The following is a 15,339-nucleotide window of genomic DNA, read 5'->3' on the forward strand; positions in this document are numbered from 1 at the left end:
TAACTTCGTATAGCATACATTATACGAAGTTATACGACGCGCCACTATCCGTTCTGACGAGGCGCCGACGATGAGAATTGCAATTCTGGGCGCGGGCGCGATGGGCTCGCTGTTTGGCGGGCGGCTCGCCGAAAGCGGCGAAGCCGTCACGCTGATCGACGTGAACGATGCGCATCTCGATGCGATCGGCCGCGACGGGCTGCGCATCGACGACGACCGCGGCGACCGGCGCGTTCGCACGCTGCAGGCCGTGCGGCCGGAAGCCGCGAATGCGCACGCGGCCGCAGCACTCGACACACCGTTCGACCTGCTGATCGTTTTCACGAAATCGCTGCATACGCGGGCGGCGCTCGACGGCGTGCGGGCGCTGCTGAGCTCGGACACGTTCGTGCTGACGCTGCAGAACGGGCTCGGCAACGTCGAGACGCTGAACGCGTTCGTGCCGCTCGAGCGCATCCTGGTCGGCGTGACGACGTGGCCGGCCGATGCGGCCGGCCCTGCGCACGTGCGCTCGCACGGCGCCGGCACGATCCGGATGATGACGGCCGACGGCGCGGTACGTCCCTTTGCGACAGCCGTAGCCGACACGCTGTCGCGCGCGGGGCTCGCGTGCACGCTCGACGCCGACGTATGGGCCGCGATCTGGGAGAAGGTCGCGTTCAACGCGGCGCTCAACACGCTGTGCGCGACGACGGGCTGCACCGTCGACCAGCTCGGCCATCATCACGACGGGCCGCGGCTCGCGCTCGCGATCGCGGCCGAGACGGCCGCCGTCGCGCGCGCGAAGGGCATCGCGGTCGACGGCGAGCGCATCGCGCGCAACGTCGAGCATGCGATCCGCGACCATCGCGGCCATCGCCCGTCGATGCTGCAGGACGTGCTCGCGGGCCGTCGCACCGAAATCGATGCGATCAGCGGCAAGGTCGTCGCGGCCGCGCGTGAAGCGGGCGTCGCGGTGCCGCATGCGGAGACGCTGCTCGCGCTGGTCCGCTTGATCGACGCACGGACGAATTGAGCAACAGGCCAGCGGCCGGCTGGCGCCGCATGACGATACGGATGCCGCGCCCGCGGGGCGATGGCGCCGGATCGTGAAGGGTGGGACGAGACACCGGCGCCGATCGATGGGCGCCGCTCGACTGCACAGCATGAGATTCGGGCACGCGTGCGCGCGCCAGCCCGGACAACCGGAGACGCCATGAAAACCATTGAATGCCGTTGTCTTGTCGCGCACCGTTCGCGCATCTTGCCGCCGCCGCGCGGTGCATCGGAGGCCGCATGAGCACGCCCGACGCACTGAATGAACGGCCGTCGTCGATCGACATCGGCACGACGCTCGACGACGGCCCGTTCACGCTGATGCAGCGCTGCGTGGTGCTGCTCGCCGCGCTCGCGATCGTGCTCGACGGCTTTGACGGCCAGTTGATCGGTTTCGCGATTCCGGTGCTGATCCGCGAGTGGGGCATCACGCGCGGTGCGTTCGCGCCGGCCGTCGCGGCGGGACTGGTCGGGATGGGTATCGGCAGCGCCTGCGCGGGGATCGTTGCGGACCGCTACGGCCGCCGCCAGGCCGTGATCGGCAGCGTGTTCCTGTTCGGCATCGCGACCTGCGCGATCGGGTTCGCGCCCGACGTCGCGACGATCGCGATGCTGCGTTTTTGCGCGGGGCTCGGGATCGGCGGCGCGCTGCCGACGGCCACGACGATGACCGCCGAATACACGCCCGCGCGGCGCCGCACGATGATGGTGACCGCGACGATCGTCTGCGTGCCGCTCGGCGGGATGCTGGCCGGCCTGTTCGCGCACGAGGTGCTGCCGCGCTACGGCTGGCGCGGGCTGTTCTTCGCGGGCGGCGCGTTGCCGCTCGTGCTCGGCTTCGTGCTGGTGCGCGCGTTGCCCGAATCGCCGCGCTATCTCGCGCGGCGCCCCGCACGCTGGCCGGAACTCGGCGCGCTGCTCGCGCGGATGCAGCGGCCGGTCGCACCGGGCACCGTGTTCACCGATACGAAGGACGCCCGTGCGCCGGGCAGCCGCGGCGGCTTCGGCGCGCTGTTCGCGAGCGGCCAGGCGCGCGACACGATCGCGCTGTGGTGCGCGTTCTTCATGTGCCTGCTCGCCGTGTACGCGGCGTTCAGCTGGTTGCCGACGATGCTCGCGGCGAGCGGGTTGAGCGTGTCGGTCGCGGGCTCGGGCCTCACCGCGTACAACCTCGGCGGCGTGATCGGTGCGCTGCTGTGCGCATGGGCGATCGCGCATGCGGGGTCACGCTGGCCGCTCGCGCTGTGCAGCATCGGCGGCGCGGCGAGCGCGGTATGGCTGATGGGCGTCGATGCCAGCCGCCATACCGGCTGGCTGATCGTCGGGCTCGGTCTGCACGGGTTGTTCGTCAACGCGGTGCAGTCGACGATGTATGCGCTGTGCGCGTACATCTATCCGACGGCCGTGCGCGCGACGGGCACCGCGAGTGCGCTCGCGTTCGGTCGGCTCGGCGCGATCCTCAGCGCGTTCGCGGGCGCGATCGTGATCACGGCGGGCGGCGCGGGTGCGTACCTGACGATGCTGGCCGTCGCGATGGGGGTGGTGTGCATCGCGCTGCTCGCGATGCGGCGGCACATTCCGCGGCTGTCGCGCGCGGCGGCGCAGCCGCGCGAAGGGGAGGCGCTCGCCCGCACGTCGTCGTGATCGTCGTGACGGCGGGCGCGTGGCGTGCGTTACAGCGTGGTGCGCACGTGCCAGAGCTCGGGGAATAGCACGACGTCGAGCATCTTGCGCAGGTACGGCGCGCCGCTCGTGCCGCCGGTGCCCTGCTTGAAGCCGATGATGCGCTCGACCGTCGTCACGTGACGGAAGCGCCACTGGCGGAACGCATCCTCGAGATCGACGAGTTCCTCGGCCATCTCGTACAGCTCCCAGTGCTGCTGCGGATGACGATAGACCTCGAGCCACGCGGCCTCGACCGTCTCGTCGTGCCGCGTCGGCTGGGTCCAGTCGCGCTCCAGCCGCTCTGCCGCGATCGGGAAGCCGCGCCGCGCGAGCAGTCGCACGACTTCATCGTAGAACGACGGCGCCTCGAGCGTCGCGCGCACCTGTTCGAGGATGTCGGGCCGGTGCGCATGCGGCTGCAGCATCTGCGCGTTCTTGTTGCCGAGCAGGAATTCGAGCTGACGATACTGGTACGACTGGAAGCCGGACGACTGGCCGAGGTACGGGCGCATCGCCGAATACTCGGACGGCGTCATCGTCGACAGCACGTTCCACGCCTGCACCAGTTGCTCGAGGATGCGCGACACGCGTGCGAGCATCTTGAACGCCGGCGGCAGCGCGTCGGTGCGCACCGCATCGAGCGCGCCGCGCAATTCGAACAGCGCAAGCTTCATCCACAGCTCGCTCGTCTGATGCTGGATGATGAACAGCATCTCGTTGTGATCGGGCGACAGCGGATGCTGCGCGTCGAGGATCGAATTCAGCGACAGGTAGTCGCCGTAGCTCATCGACTTCGAGAAATCGAGCTGCGCGTTGTGCCAGCCGGCTTGAGCGTCGGCCTCGCCCGGCACGTGCGGGGCTTCGTGCGGGGCTTGCGCCGGTTGTGCGGCGCGTGCGCCCGAGAACGGGCAGCCTGCCGGCGCGTCGCCGCCGGGGGGCTGCATATGACCAGAATTCACGACTATCTCCAGATTTGAATGACGAACGCGTGGCGCGCTTCGCATGCAGCTGCGGCATGCAACGGCGGCGCGCCGCGCAAAACCGGTCAGGTCACCGCGCCGCGTTCGGCGAACTCGGGTGCCTTCCACGCGTCGGTGGCGAGGATGTCGCGCAGCGTCTCGACCGCATCCCACACGTCGGCGAAGCGCGTATAGAGCGGCGTGAAGCCGAAGCGCAGCACGTACGGCTCGCGGTAGTCGCCAATCACGCCGCGCGCGATCAGCGCCTGCATCACTTCGTAGCCGTGCGGATGCTCGAAGCTCGCCTGCGAGCCGCGCTGGTGATGCGCGCGCGGCGTGACGAGCTTCAGCGACAGGCCCGCGCAGCGCGCTTCGACGAGCGCGATGAACGCGTCGGTCAGCGCGAGCGACTTGCGGCGGATCGCGTCCATGTCGGTCTGCAGGAACACGTCGAGCCCGCATTCGACCATCGACATCGACACGATCGGCTGCGTGCCGCACAGGAAGCGCGCGATGCCCGGATCGGGCGCGAAGCCCGGCTGCATCGCGAACGGCGCGCGGTGGCCCCACCAGCCGGACAGCGGCTGCGAGAAATGCGCGAGATGGCGTTGCGGCACCCACACGAACGCGGGCGAGCCGGGGCCGCCGTTCAGGTACTTGTACGTGCAGCCGACCGCGCCGTCCGCGCGCGCGCCGTTCAGGTCGACCGGCACCGCGCCGGCCGAGTGCGCGAGATCCCACAGCATCAGCGCGCCGGCGTCGTGCACCAGCTGCGTGACGGCCGGCATGTCGTGCATGTAGCCGGTGCGGTAGTTCACGTGCGTGATCATCGCGACGGCCGTGTCCGCGCCGAGCGCGCCGGGCAGGTCGGCCGGATCGTCGATCAGGCGCAGCTCGTAGCCGCCGCCGAGCTGCTCGATCAGCCCCTGCGCGATATACAGGTCGGTCGGGAAATTCGAGCGCTCCGACACGATCACCCGGCGCTCGGGCGCGCGCTCCGCCTGGTGGCGCAGCATCGCCGACAGCAGCTTGAACAGGTTGATCGAGATGGTGTCGGTCACGACCGTTTCGCCGGGCGCGCCGCCGATCAGCGTCGCAAGCTTGTCGCCGAGGCGGCGCGGCAGCGCGAACCAGCCGGCGGTGTTCCAGCTGCGGATCAGGCCTTCGCCCCACTCGGCGCCGATCACCTGCTGCGCGCGGGCGGCCGATGCGCGCGGCTGCGCGCCGAGCGAGTTGCCGTCGAGGTAGATCACGCCGTCGGGCAGCGCGAACTGGTCGCGCAGCGGGGCCAGCGGGTCGTCGCGGTCGAGCGCGAGCGCATCTTCACGGGTCTTGATCATCATGATGTGGGGTCGTAGGTCGGGTAATCAGGAAGCGTGCGCGGGCAGCGCGCGCAGCACCGCGCGCACGGGGCTCGCGTCGAGTGTCGCGAATTTGAGCGGCAGCGCGATCAATTCGTAGTCGCCGGGCGGCACGTCGTCGAGCACGATGCCTTCGAGGATCGCCATCCGGTGCGCGCGCACGCGGTGATGCGCGTCCATCGTCTTCGATTCCTGCGGGTCGAGCGACGGCGTATCGATGCCGATCAGCTTCACACCGTGCGCGGCGAGCAGGTCGACGGTATCGGGTGCGACCGCGCAGAAATTGCTGTCCCATTGTTCGACCGCGGCGCGCGCATACGTGCGCAGCAGCACGCGCGGCGGTACGCCGTCGAGCGCGGCTTCCACATCGGCCGGCCGCACGACCGGCGACGCGCCGATGCAATGAATCACGCGGCACGGGCCGAGATAGGTATCGAGCGGCACCGCGCCGATCGGCGCGCCGTCGGCATCGTAGTGCAGCGGCGCGTCGCAGTGCGCGCCCGTGTGCGGCGACAGCGTCAGGCGCGCGACGTTGACCGGCGAACCGGCCTCCATCCGCCATACGCGTTCGACGGCAACTGGCGTATCGCCCGGCCACACGGGGGTGGCGGGGCTGACCGGCGGCGAGATGTCCCAGAGTGTGTCCATGGCATGACGAAGCGTGAGTCGATCCTTCGAATGATAGGTGGACGCTCGCAGAAAGTGCTTGCGAAATAAACATGGACAATCCGCCGGATTGGCAGATAATTCGACTCAGAGGGAAAACGGGGACCAAAAATGCACGCGATCACGCTCGATGCCACCGACTGCCGGATTCTGGCGGTACTGCAGGAGGAGGGCAGAATCAGCAATCTCGACCTGGCCGAACGCATCTCGCTTTCGCCATCCGCCTGCCTGCGTCGCATGCGCCTGCTCGAGGAGCAGGGCGTGATCGAGCACTATCGCGCGTGCCTGAGCCGCGAGAAGCTCGGCTTCGAGCTCGAGGCGTTCGTGCAGGTGTCGATGCGCAACGAAGAGAATCAATGGCACGAGCGCTTCGCGGAAGCGCTGCGCGAATGGCCGGAGGTGGTCGGCGCGTTCGTCGTGACGGGCGAGAGCCACTATCTGCTGCGCGTGCTCGCGCACAACCTCAAGCACTATTCGGATTTCGTGCTGAACCGCCTCTACAAGGCGCCGGGCGTGATGGACATCCGGTCGAACATCGTGCTGCAGACGCTGAAGGACGAAGCCGGCGCGCCGGTCGGACTGGCGCGCACGGGGGCGATCAAAGCGGTGTGAGGCCGTGGAAGCCGCCGCCGTGGAACACGAGCGGCGGGGCCGTTTCCGATACCGCGCGCACGCCGCAGCGTTCCACTTCGCCGACGAAGATCACGTGGTCGCCTTCGTCGTAGCGGCTGCGGTTGTGGCATTCGAACCACGCGAGCGCGCCGTCGAGCACCGGCATTCCCGAGTTGCCGGCCGCGTGCGCGATCCCTTCGAAACGATCGCCCTTGTAGGTCGAGAAGCGCTTGCACAGGTCGAGTTGCGACGCCGCGAGCACGTTCACCACGTAATGGCTGTTGCCGCGGAACACCGGCGTCGACGCCGATTTGTGCGCGAGGCTCCACAGCACGAGCGGCGGATCGAGCGACACCGAATTGAACGAGCTGGCGGTGATGCCGATCAGCTGGCCGGACGGCGCGCGCGTCGTGATCACCGTCACGCCCGTCGCGAACTGGCCGAGTGCCTGCCGGAAGGCGGCCGCGTCGAAATCCGGCGGATTGGCGTGGCTCATCGGGCAGCCATCCGGAACGGGACGGGCGGGCGCGACACGACACGGGCGTGACGGGCGCGGCGGACGAAAAATGACAACGCGGTCGATTGGGAAGGGGTGCGCATGGCCCGATTTTAGCGGAATCGGGGCCGCCGGACCCGGTCGGGCGGCGCATCGCGACGGCAGGGTGACGTAGCGAACACTGCGGCGCGCAGCCGGCAGCGCCGTTCCGTCACGTTTTTTAACGGTGCGGCCATTCCATTCGGTGCCGCGTTGCGCGAACGGGTCCTCGCTGCCCGCACTATCGCGCCGCCGCCAGCCCGAGCGACAGCGCTCCCGTCACGATCAGGCTCGACGCCCACACCGCATCGAGATTGAACCAGCTCCGCGCCACGAACTTCAGCCCGAGATAGCGGTACACGAGCCACGCGAGCCCGCCGCCGGCGGCGATCATCGCGGCTGCATGCACGGCCGCGACGACAAGCGCCATGCCGAGATGCGCATCGACGAGCAGCGCCGCCGCGCGGTGGCCGGCATCCCGGTCGAGCCCGCACAGGCCGAGGTAGATCGGCACGAGCATCAGCCCCGCGCCGTGCGCGAGCGCGACCGCGAACGACCACAGGCCGAGCCGCGCCGGCGCGATCCGTGCAAGCGCCCGCGGATGCCGGCGCCGGATCAGCAGCACCGCGCCGAAGCCGATCACGAGCGCGCTCGCGCCGATCCGGATCGCCGTCTGCCACGCGAGCAGCGCGGCAAGCAGCCCGAACGGCAGCATCACCGCGAAGACGGCCAGCGCATGACCGAGCGCGAGATAGCCGAGCGCCGCGACGAGCGCGCTGCCGCGGCGCGTCATTAGCGCGTTCGATACCGCGAGCGGCCAGCCCATCGCCGGGTTGAGCCCGTGATAGACGCCGCTCGCGAGCACGGCCGCCCACAGCGCGAACGGCGCGTGAAGGCTGGTGCTCAACGCTTGACCGACGGATAGCAGAACGAGTCGGTCGAGCAGTCGCCGCCTTCGAGCCGGATCTGGTGCGCGCGATAGCCGTCGGGGAATTCGACCCAGTAGTCGTCGGCGAGCGTCAGCCCGCCGTCCGGCCCCGCGTGCGCGAGCACCTGCGCGGCCGGCACCCCGTCCGGATAGAACTGGTCGTCCCACGTCGAATAGAGCGAGTTGGTCCAGTACACGCGCCGGCCGTCGCGGCTGATCTCGACCATCTGCGGGCCGCCCGCGAACGTGCGGCCGTTCGGGTGCGGCGCACGGCGCGCGATGCCGCCGATGCGCACCGACCCCGCGAGCACCGGGTTGTGCGGGTCCGACACGTCGTACTGGCGCATCTCGCCGGTGCCCCAGCACGACACGTACAGGAAGCGGTCGTCGAGCGACAGGTCGATGTCGGTCACGAGCGGCGGCACCGCGCCGAATCCTTGCAGCAGCGGCGGCAGCTCGTCGGCCGTGGCCGGCTCGGCCGGGATCGTCGCGGTTTTCTTCACATGGAACTTGCCGCCTTCGCGCCACCAGGTCCAGATCGAGCCCTCGAGATTGGTCGTATCGACCACGACGCCGACGAACCCGTATTCGCGCACCGGGTCGTGCGCGGGCCGCACCTCGAGCGCCATCTGGTGCTGCGCGCCGAGATCGATCGTCTGCACGTTGCGCCGCGCGCGCAGGTCCCAGAAATGCAGCCGGTGCCCGTACTTGTTCGCGAGCAGATCCTCGGGGACGATCCCGTTCTCGAATTGCGGCGGCAACGCCCATTCGCTCGACACCATGTAGTCGCGCGGCAGGTTCCACCAGAAGTCGTAATGCTTGTCCTGCGGGCCGCGGTCGATCTCCCAGCGGCCGAGCACGTCGAAGGTCTCGCAATCCATGATGAAGATGCCGGGCGCGCCGTCGGTGCCGTCCTTGCCCGCGCCGCCCAGCGTGCTCACGTAGATGCCCTCGGGCCCGCAATGCACGGTGTGCGGCCGCGAATAGCCTGTCTTCGCGAAGATCTCGTCGGGCTCGATGATCTTGTGGATGCGCGCCTGCGTCGGGTGCGGCTTCGTGTCGATCACGTAGATGCGCGACGAGCGCAGGCCTGGGATGATCAGGAAGCGGCGCTCGAGGAACGCATGGCCGGTCAGCGGCGACAGCGACGACGAGCACGCATTCCAGCCGAAGTGATGAAATTCGTCGCCGGTGTTCGGCATCGTCACCGTATGCACGATCTTGCCGTACGTCGACGAGCCGGGCTTCACGTCGATCACGGCGAGCGCGTCGGGTCTGGAAAAATCGGGGCTCAGCAACAACGTATAGGCAAATTCCTCCGCCGGCGCCTGCATCGCAAGCTCGGGCGAAGCGTGAAACGTCGGGTCGGGCCGCATGCTCATGGTGATGTCCTCTGAATGGTGTCGAATCGTGGACGCACGGCCGTTCGTTGCGGGCGTGCGGACTGCGGTGGCCGCGCGGCGCGCATCATGCCGGCGCGGCGATCGGCCAGGCGGACGCCCGCGTCGGCGACGCGCGCGATGCCGTGCATCAGGTCGTGAAAGCGGGAAAAGGCGAGAGGTTGGCGCGCCGCGCACTCGGTGAACCGGGCGCGCGCCATCGCGATGGCGCGATGGATGTAGCGGCGACGGGGCCCGCGACGCGGGCGATGTCTGTTAAGGCGTGCATATCGATGTTCCGGCAGATGATGTGGGCATCGGGGTCGGGCATGCATCGGACGCTGCGCGGGTGCGACGGGTTGGCCGCCGCTTGCGCGTGCCTAAGTGTAGACGAGAAACACGCGGCGGGGCGCGTGCGGCGCCCTGTCCGATCTGCCAGTTGTGCGCACGAGTGAGATACTTGACGAAGTGCCGCTGCCTCCCGCCTCGCGGGGCGGGCAGCGGCGATGCGAAACGATGGCGCCGGCACTGGCGTGCCGGCTGCCGTCATCCACGAGGGACTGATTTCATGGGGAACGAGATGCTTGAAACCGCGACGCTCGGAGGCGGGTGTTTCTGGTGCACGGAGGCCGTGTTTCTCGACGTCGATGGCGTGACGGCCGTCCAGTCGGGTTATGCGGGCGGCCATACGCGCAACCCTGGCTATCGCGACATCTGCGAAGGCGACACCGGCCACGCGGAAGTCGTCAACGTGACGTTCGATCCGGCGCGCATCGGCTATCGCGAGATCCTCGAGATCTTCTTCGCGACGCACGATCCGACCACGCTGAACCGGCAGGGCAACGACGTCGGCACGCAGTACCGGTCGGTCGTGTTCACGCATTCGGATGCGCAGCGCGACACGGCGCTCGACCTGATTGCCGAGCTCGAACGCGAACAGGTGTTCGGCCAGCCGATCGTCACGCAGGTCGTGCCGCTCGACGGCAACTACTGGCCGGCCGAGGACTATCATCAGAACTATTACGCGCGCAACCCGGGGCAGGGCTATTGCTCGGTCGTGATCGGGCCGAAGCTCGCGAAATTCCGGCAGAAGTTCTCGCACCGGCTGAAGTCGCTGCGCGGCGCGTAAGCGTCGGCGGCGGCGGAAACCGCGGTCACGCCGCCTCGTTGCGCCACTGTGCGCACGCGGCGGCGATTTCGCGTGCGAGCGCGATGCACGACAGCGGCGCGGAGCCTTCCGCCTTGTTGTTGATCGTGATGATCACCGGCTGCCCGGCCAGCGCGTAGCGCGCGGCCAGTTCGGCGAGCGCCGAGCGGGTGGCTGGGTCTTCGTCGACGAGCTTGTCGAACGGCTCGTATTTCGCCTTCGCCTGCTCGTACTTGAAACCGCCGTGCAGGCTCCAGCGTACGATCAGCGGGCCCGGCGCGTCGCCGTCGAGCAGCGCGAGCGCGGCGGCCTGGCGCAGCGGGTCGGGCATCCGCGCGTGCAGGCCGACGCAGTAGCGCACACCGAGCGCGGCCAGCGCGCGGATGAAGCGCGGCGTGAGCAGGCTCGCGTCGCGGATCTCGATCGCGTAGCGCGTGCCGTCGGCATCCGGCGGCAGCGACGGCAGCGCCGCGAAGAACGCGGTGAGCCGGTCGATCAGCGCGGCCGGTTCAGCGAGCAGTTGGTCGGGCAGCGGCGAGAACTGGAACACCAGCACGCCGGCTTTGCGGCCGAGCCCGTCGAGGCACGGCTGGACGAATTCGCGGGTCGCGAGCTGGGCATCGAGGAAAGTCGGGTTCGGCCCGGACGGCTCGCCGCGCCGGCCGCGGATCACCGCGTCGGTCACCGCGGCCGGCGCCTTCACGACGAAGCGGAAATCGTCGGGCACCTGTTGCGCATAGCGCAGGTAGTCGGCCACCGACAGCGGGCCGTAGAACGACCGGTCGAGGCTCACGCTCCTCAGCAGCGGATGCGCGCCGTACGCTTCGAGCCCTTCGCGCGACAGCTTCGTCTGCGCGAAATCGCCGTCGTAGACGATGCCGTTCCAGCCGGGGAAGTACCACGACGACGTGCCGAGCCGTACGTTCGGCGGCAGGCCGGCCGCAGCGGCGGCGACGTCCGCCGAGATCGGCGCGGGAAGCACGCCGCGTTTGCGGCGGCCTTTCTTCGGCGCGGCGACCGGCGGGGACGGTTCGTCCCACAGCAGGCCGGACGACGGGACAGGTTCGTCGTCGTCGGCGGGTCGGGAGGTCGTACGGGCGGGCGGTGGTGCCGGTCGTGCGTCTTCCGGCGTGTCCGGCGTCACGTGCTCATCGGGGCTGGCGGGTTGCTCGTCGTCCGCTGGCGATGCGCGTGCGGCATCCGTCGGCATGCCGAACAGGTCGAATTGCCCGTCGGCGTGCGACTCGTCGGTGTCGTCGCGCTGCTGTCGTTGCGGCGGCGCCTTGCGCCGCGTCCTGCCGTCACCCATGCATGCCCAGCGTGATGCGCCGCCTAGCGCGGCAGCGCGTGTTCGTACATGTAGCGCCGCGACCACGGCAGCGTTTTCGCGCTGCGTCCGGCCTTGCGGCACACGATCTGGAAGATCGACACGTCGTCGTGCTCGAACGCATACGCGCAGCCGGCGAGATACACGCGCCAGATACGGAATTTTTCGTCGTCGACGAGCTTTCTCGCTTCCTCGGCTTTCGCTTCGAAATTTTCCGTCCAGATATCGAGCGTGCGCGCATAGTGCCGGCGCAGGCTTTCGACGTCAACCGCCTCGAGTCCGCCGCGCTGCGCCGCTTCGAGCGCGAGGCTGATGTGCGGCAGCTCGCCGTCCGGGAACACGTAGCGATCGATGAATTCGCCGCCGCCGAGCGCCGTTTCGCCGCTTTCCGCGTCGGTCGACGTGATCCCGTGGTTCATCGCGATGCCGTCGTCGGTGAGCAGGTCATGCACGCGCGAGAAATAGAGCGGCAGGTTCTTGCGGCCGACGTGCTCGAACATCCCGACGCTCGTGATGCGGTCGAACTGGCCTTCGATCTCGCGGTAATCCTGCAGACGAATCTCGATCTTGTCTTCGAGCCCCGCGGCCTTCACGCGCGCGGTCGCGAGGTCGAACTGGTTCTGCGACAGCGTCACGCCGAGACACGTCGCGCCGAACTTCTGCGCGGCGCGCAGCACGAGCGCGCCCCAGCCGCAGCCGATGTCGAGCAGGCGCTGGCCGGGCTGCAGCTGGATCTTCGTCAGGATGTGGTCGATCTTCTTGATCTGCGCGGTGGCGAGATCCTCGTCGCCGTTCTCGAAGTACGCGCACGAGTACACCATGTTCTCGTCGAGCCACAGCTGGTAGAACTCGTTCGAGACGTCGTAGTGGTACTGGATCGCCTTCTTGTCGGTGCTCTTCGTGTGATTGAAGTAGCGCTTCACGCGTGCGAGCTTGCTGGCGCTCGTCACGGTGCTGCGCGCGAGCGAGTAGCCGATGTTGATGATGTCCGACAGCTTGCCTTCGATGTCGATCTTGCCCTTCACGTACGCCTCGCCGAGATTGTCGAGGCTCGGTTCGAGCAGCAGCGGCAACGCCGACGCGCTGTTTACCTTCAGCGTGACCTGCGGCGCGCTGAAGGTGCCGAAATCGAGTTGATCGCCGTTCCACAGCACCAGTCGCGCCGGTATGTTCGCTTTCGCCCGTACTTCATCCGCCCACTGTGCCAGCTTCTTTTCCCAGAACATTTGGATTCTCCGTTTGTTCGTTGAATCGAATACAGCCAAGTATCCTGACCGGCGCCCGCCGCTTGCGGCGCGGGCACCCGGATGCAACACGAGACACGACCGGCGCGCACCGGCGCCGCGCTTACGGCGACAGGCGCGAGATCGTCCAGCCCGACGCCGCCGCGGCGTCGCGCGTATAGAGCAGGCGGTCGTGCAGCCGCGACGGGCGCCCCTGCCAGAACTCGATCGAGTCGGGCACGAGGCGGTAGCCGCCCCAGTGCGGCGGGCGCGGCGGGTTGTCGCCGTAGCGCTCGCTGACGGCCTTCTCGCGCGCCTCGAGCGTCGCGCGGCTGTCGATCACGGCGCTCTGCTCCGACGCCCATGCGCCGATGCGCGAGCCGAGCGGGCGCGACGCGAAATAGCGGTCGCTTTCTTCCGCGCTGGTTTTCTCGATCCGGCCTTCGATGCGCACCTGGCGCTCGAGCTCGATCCAGTAGAACAGCAGCGCGGCTTGCGGATGCACGGCGAGATCGTGACCCTTGCGGCTTTCGTAATTGGTGAAGAAGACGAACCCGCGTTCGTCGACGCCCTTGATGAGCACGATCCGGGCCGACGGCCGGCCGTCGGCGCCGACGGTCGCGAGCGTCATCGTGTTCGGCTCGGGCAGTTTGGCGGCGAGCGCCTCCTTGAACCAGCGATCGAACTGGGCGAAGGGGTCGGGGGCGGCATCGGCTTCGTCGAGCGAAGCACGTGAATAGTTGATGCGGAGATCGGCGAGAGTCGTCATGTTATGCAAACGCTTCAATCTGGGGCCAGTATAGCGAACGCGCGAGAATCGTGCGTGCACAGTGGCGCGTGGGAGCGGGGAGTTCAGGCAGAATAGAGGGCTGCACGACTTACGTTTTCCTTGCTGCCATGTCCTCCGCCGACGCTGCCCCGCCCAGTTCTTTCGATCTTACCCCGACCCCGGAAATCCAGCTTGACGTGGATCGCGCGCGGCGTTTTGGCGGCGTCGCGCGCCTGTATGGCGCGCCGGCCGCGGCCGCATTCGAGCGGGCGCACGTCGCGGTGATCGGGATCGGCGGCGTCGGGTCGTGGGTGGCCGAGGCGCTCGCGCGCAACGCGGTCGGCACGCTGACGCTGATCGATCTCGACAACGTCGCGGAAAGCAACACGAACCGGCAGATCCATGCGCTCGACGGCAATTACGGCAAGCCGAAGGTCGACGCGATGGCCGAGCGCATCGCGCTGATCGACCCCGCGTGCCGCGTGAACCGGATCGAGGATTTCGTCGAGCCCGACAACTTCGACGCACTGCTCGGCGGCGGTTTCGACTACGTGATCGATGCGATCGACAGCGTGCGCACGAAAGTCGCGCTGATCGCGTGGTGCGTCGCGAAACGGCAGCCGTTGATCGTCGTCGGCGGCGCGGGCGGGCAGCTCGATCCGACGCGCATCCGCATCGACGATCTCGCGCTGACGATCCAGGACCCGCTGCTGTCGAAGGTGCGTGCGCAGTTGCGCAAGCAGCACGGTTTTCCGCGCGGGCCGAAGGCGCGTTTCAAGGTCAGCGCCGTGTATTCGGACGAGCCGCTGATTTACCCTGAAGCGGCGGCCTGCGACATCGAGGACGGCGCGGAGCCATCCGCGGCCGCGCACGTCGCGGGGCTCAACTGCGCGGGTTTCGGTTCGAGCGTGTGCGTGACCGCGAGCTTCGGTTTCGCGGCGGCCGCGCATGCGCTGCGAGCGATCGCGGCACAGGCGGCCGGCTGAGCGTGCAACGCGCGGGCAGGAAAGGGTGATGCTGCGGCGCGGGTAACGCGCGTCGAGCGATACGGCAGGTCAGCCGGGCCATCGTGGCCCGGCCTCTCGTGGCCCGGCCTTTCGTGGCCCGGCCTTTCGTGGCTCGGCTCGTCGTACTTCAGTTGAGCGCCATGCTCAGCTTGCGTCGCCACGCGGCGACGAGGTCGGGGCGATCGCCGGCCAGTTCGAACACCGAGATCATCGTGCGGCGGCCGAGATCGTCGCCGTATGCGCGATCGCGCGTCACGATTTCCAGCAACTGTTCCAGTGCCCCTTCGTACGCGCGCCGCGCGATCAGGCTCTGCGCGAGGTCGAAGCGCGCGTCGAGATCGGCGGGATTCGCCGCGATGCGCGCTTCGAGCGCGTCGGTCGGCGGCAAGTCGGCCGTGGCGTCCAGCGCGTCGAAACGGGTCTTGATCGCCTGGTAGCGCGGATCGCCGTTCTGCACGGTTTGCGGCGACAGGCGCTCGGTTTCCGCGCGCGCGGCGTCGACCTCGTTGCGCGCGAGCAGCAGCTCGATCAGGTCGAGGCGCGCGTCGTCGTAGCCGGGGTTCAGCGCCAGCGCCGCTTCGAGGTGGGCGAGCGCATCGTCGAAGCGCTGTTCGGCCATCGCATATTGCGCGGCGCGGCGCTCGGCTTCCTCGGCCGCCGGCAGCAGCCGGTCGAGGAACGCGCGCAACTGGCCCTCGGGCAGCACGCCGACGAACTGATCGACCG

General features: G+C 68.6%; 16 protein-coding genes. 5 read left to right on the top strand and 11 right to left on the bottom strand.

Translation table 11 applies throughout. From position 1 onward, the window contains the following. The first annotated feature begins 70 nt into the window (after positions 1 to 70). Entirely contained in the window at positions 71 to 1,015 is a 945-nt protein-coding gene (locus tag JMF90_RS04670) for a ketopantoate reductase family protein (protein WP_011546070.1), read from the top strand. Between the two features lie 260 nt (positions 1,016 to 1,275). Continuing rightward, positions 1,276 to 2,679, top strand: a complete 1,404-nt coding sequence (locus JMF90_RS04675; protein WP_011546069.1) for an MFS transporter — start codon at positions 1,276 to 1,278, stop codon at positions 2,677 to 2,679. A gap of 29 nt (positions 2,680 to 2,708) precedes the next feature. Here the strand turns inward: JMF90_RS04675 and kynA are convergent, their stop codons facing one another. From kynA to kynB, 3 genes are all read right to left on the bottom strand, one after another. Further along, positions 2,709 to 3,644, bottom strand: coding sequence for a tryptophan 2,3-dioxygenase (gene kynA, locus JMF90_RS04680; RefSeq protein ID WP_011546068.1), 936 nt, complete (start codon positions 3,642 to 3,644; stop codon positions 2,709 to 2,711). A gap of 101 nt (positions 3,645 to 3,745) precedes the next feature. Beyond that, a complete protein-coding gene (gene kynU, locus JMF90_RS04685; RefSeq protein WP_233629292.1) occupies positions 3,746 to 4,999 on the bottom strand; it encodes a kynureninase in 1,254 nt (417 codons plus the stop codon). 27 nt (positions 5,000 to 5,026) lie between these two features. Then, positions 5,027 to 5,668: an arylformamidase gene (kynB, locus tag JMF90_RS04690; RefSeq protein ID WP_011546066.1), complete on the bottom strand. Its 642-nt coding sequence runs from the start codon at positions 5,666 to 5,668 to the stop codon at positions 5,027 to 5,029. 129 nt (positions 5,669 to 5,797) lie between these two features. On the opposite strand from kynB, the gene JMF90_RS04695 reads away from it, so the two are divergent. Then, positions 5,798 to 6,298, top strand: a complete 501-nt coding sequence (locus JMF90_RS04695) for an Lrp/AsnC family transcriptional regulator (protein WP_006477992.1) — start codon at positions 5,798 to 5,800, stop codon at positions 6,296 to 6,298. On the opposite strand, the gene JMF90_RS04700 is transcribed toward JMF90_RS04695, so the two are convergent. The 4 genes from JMF90_RS04700 to JMF90_RS04715 all read right to left on the bottom strand — a co-directional run bounded on the left by JMF90_RS04700 (position 6,285) and on the right by JMF90_RS04715 (position 9,361). Then, positions 6,285 to 6,794: a flavin reductase family protein gene (locus tag JMF90_RS04700; protein WP_006477993.1), complete on the bottom strand. Its 510-nt coding sequence runs from the start codon at positions 6,792 to 6,794 to the stop codon at positions 6,285 to 6,287. The two genes, JMF90_RS04695 and JMF90_RS04700, sit on opposite strands and share 14 nt — an antisense overlap. A gap of 280 nt (positions 6,795 to 7,074) precedes the next feature. Then, positions 7,075 to 7,740, bottom strand: coding sequence for a hypothetical protein (locus JMF90_RS04705; protein WP_011546065.1), 666 nt, complete (start codon positions 7,738 to 7,740; stop codon positions 7,075 to 7,077). Further along, the gene (locus JMF90_RS04710; protein WP_011546064.1) at positions 7,737 to 9,143 is read right to left on the bottom strand and encodes a selenium-binding protein SBP56-related protein; all 1,407 of its coding nucleotides are present in this window, start codon (positions 9,141 to 9,143) and stop codon (positions 7,737 to 7,739) included. The genes JMF90_RS04705 and JMF90_RS04710 overlap by 4 nt, the downstream gene beginning before the upstream one ends. Beyond that, positions 9,140 to 9,361 (bottom strand): hypothetical protein, encoded by a 222-nt coding sequence (locus JMF90_RS04715; RefSeq protein WP_041489608.1) that lies wholly within the window; start codon positions 9,359 to 9,361, stop codon positions 9,140 to 9,142. The genes JMF90_RS04710 and JMF90_RS04715 overlap by 4 nt, the downstream gene beginning before the upstream one ends. A gap of 347 nt (positions 9,362 to 9,708) precedes the next feature. Here JMF90_RS04715 and msrA point away from each other — a divergent pair, with 347 nt between their 5' ends. After that, the gene (gene msrA, locus JMF90_RS04720; RefSeq protein ID WP_011546062.1) at positions 9,709 to 10,269 is read left to right on the top strand and encodes a peptide-methionine (S)-S-oxide reductase MsrA; all 561 of its coding nucleotides are present in this window, start codon (positions 9,709 to 9,711) and stop codon (positions 10,267 to 10,269) included. A 25-nt stretch (positions 10,270 to 10,294) separates the two neighbouring features. Here msrA and JMF90_RS04725 read toward each other — a convergent pair whose 3' ends face one another. From JMF90_RS04725 to pdxH, 3 genes are all read right to left on the bottom strand, one after another. After that, positions 10,295 to 11,596 carry a DUF72 domain-containing protein gene (locus tag JMF90_RS04725; RefSeq protein ID WP_011694384.1) on the bottom strand — a complete coding sequence of 434 codons (1,302 nt, stop codon included), beginning with the start codon at positions 11,594 to 11,596 and terminating at the stop codon, positions 10,295 to 10,297. A gap of 23 nt (positions 11,597 to 11,619) precedes the next feature. Continuing rightward, entirely contained in the window at positions 11,620 to 12,840 is a 1,221-nt protein-coding gene (locus tag JMF90_RS04730; RefSeq protein WP_006477998.1) for a cyclopropane-fatty-acyl-phospholipid synthase family protein, read from the bottom strand. Positions 12,841 to 12,961: 121 nt separating this feature from the next. After that, positions 12,962 to 13,606 (bottom strand): pyridoxamine 5'-phosphate oxidase, encoded by a 645-nt coding sequence (gene pdxH / locus JMF90_RS04735; protein WP_011546060.1) that lies wholly within the window; start codon positions 13,604 to 13,606, stop codon positions 12,962 to 12,964. A 128-nt stretch (positions 13,607 to 13,734) separates the two neighbouring features. Here pdxH and JMF90_RS04740 point away from each other — a divergent pair, with 128 nt between their 5' ends. Further along, the gene (locus JMF90_RS04740; protein ID WP_011546059.1) at positions 13,735 to 14,592 is read left to right on the top strand and encodes a ThiF family adenylyltransferase; all 858 of its coding nucleotides are present in this window, start codon (positions 13,735 to 13,737) and stop codon (positions 14,590 to 14,592) included. Between the two features lie 148 nt (positions 14,593 to 14,740). On the opposite strand, the gene JMF90_RS04745 is transcribed toward JMF90_RS04740, so the two are convergent. After that, positions 14,741 to 15,339 (bottom strand): tetratricopeptide repeat protein (locus JMF90_RS04745; protein ID WP_201324971.1); only part of this gene is annotated, 599 nt, incomplete at its 5' end.

This window comes from Burkholderia sp. E168m23 (assembly GCF_016586125.1).
In the GTDB taxonomy this organism is placed as follows: domain Bacteria; phylum Pseudomonadota; class Gammaproteobacteria; order Burkholderiales; family Burkholderiaceae; genus Burkholderia; species Burkholderia orbicola.